This window comes from Dethiosulfatibacter sp. (assembly GCF_983023055.1).
Map to the genome: position 1 here is coordinate 1 of NZ_CEZJXU010000457.1, position 2,010 is coordinate 2,010.

Sequence of the window (2,010 nt, forward strand, 5' to 3'; positions counted from 1 at the left end):
ACACTATAGAGTGATCAAATCTTTCTTCAAATATAGCCTTCAATGGCCTAACAAGATCAGGATGAACCCTTACTTTAACTTCTTTAACAAATTCACCTTTTTTCGCTACTTCTTTCACCGGCAAAGGAATTCGTCTGGTGATAGCTGGATAATCAACTTCAACCCAATCTAATGGAGCATCTTTACTCCGCTGCATTAGAGATATTCCATCTCTCTTCATAGCCATAAGTTTTTTGATATACTTAGTGTTCTCAATAGCTCTGTTACAAATACTATCATGAGCCTTGATGATTTCTAGTATATCCAAAGTCTTAGGCTTATACCCTCGTTTAATGCCTTCAGCATATGTTGGAATGAACCTTCTCTCTAAAAGTCTATTTTGTGTTGAGAACCAGGCTGCAGCTTCTGCCTTCTTATGTTTAGGAATATTCCAAAGATGGGTTACATAGTCTTCTATCTGTTTAACGCTTAAGTCAGGTATGTGATACTTTATTTTTTTCCATCCTTCATCAAACCAAATCTTAATTTCTTTAGAGATAGTTTCTATATGTTTCTTGTGTTTATCAAGAACTTTCTGCAGATCAGGTCTGTTAAATTCTTTAGGTACATCTGTCTTCTCAAGTGCAAATATGAATACTTCTCTTTGCTCAGGAGTGGTTTTCTGCTCAATGCTATTGACAAATTTATTAGTTTCGTAATTGGCTAAGTTTAAATTACCTCTTCCCTCACGGACTATTTCCATAGCCTCTTCTTTGACTTTAGGAAATGGATTAGGTGGTTTTTCAGGCACTTTTATCTTAAGACGATTAGTTAATTTGTTTATGATTTTTCCAACTTCGTCGAGAGGAATTCCTGTATAAAGCTTAACGCCACTAGTAACTGGATGTGTGTACTTGACCTTTGGCTTTTCAAATACCCAAAAGTCTGAATGTGCTCTTCTTGCCCTAATTTGCTTTACAATATTTGGTGGAAGAGGCATTAGTCTAGTTGGAGTGTATATAAATCTATCAATAGGCTTGAATCCTGTAGCTACTGCAAAGTTGTACATCTCTACCGATGACGCAAAGATACGATCCGTGCGACTTATGTCCTGAATCTTTACAATTAACTTTCCACCAGGTTTTAGTATTCTAAATGATTCATCTAAGCCCTTCTTAAAAAAACTCCATAGATCATTCACTGTCTCAAACTTGGTAAATCTTCCAGTTATTATTCCAGTAGACTTTCTATCTTTGGTAGGCTCTACAAGAAATGGAGGATCAAACATTACAGAATTAACAGATCCATCTTCAAGTGGAACTCCTTCCATTATGTCAGATTTAATAACCCCCTCTTTTTCAATCCTCTTATCAAGTTTATATTTAGGCTCTATACCAGTATTTTTCCATATAGTCCCTTTGCTATATGTTATATCTGCATCAAACTTGCCTTCAGTATGTAACTTAGCAATATCCTTTATTATTTGACTCTGATCTTCATTTACAGACTTTATTACTCTACCTTTAAACTTTCTATAAGTATCTTTCAGAAGTTTAGCTGCTTTGAAAGGATTAATTCCACTATAAAGTTCTACATCTTCCCTTTGTTTTTTTATTGAACGAAGTGGTTCAACACTTTTAGCCCAATTATCTAATTTCCCTAAGTACTCAGAGAAGTTCTGCAACTCAACTGATGTCATACTTTCAAATATACCAGGTGGTACTTCTGTTCCATCAGCCCATAATTTAGAATGCTCAACTAATTGACTCAATAAGTCGAGAGTTACATTTATATCAACCTTTTCTCCATCAGTCCAACTATTGATTTCATTAATTATTCTTGACAATAGTACTTCAGGTGTATCTATCTTATCATATTCTGGTAACATTTCTAAGTTACGCTTAGTTATTTCTGGATCTTCCCTAAATCGCTCATATAAGTCCACAGATTCATGAGGCTTTGCTTCTGCAACCTCTTCAATCTTAGCGTCAAGTTCTCCTTCTCCAAACCAATCTATTTCAGTTTCGCCTT

At 35.1% G+C, this 2,010-nt stretch carries 1 pseudogene; it reads right to left on the reverse strand.

The features are described 5' to 3' along the window. Positions 1 to 2,010: pseudogene (locus AC3AX0_RS12355) on the reverse strand (hypothetical protein); the annotation flags it as partial.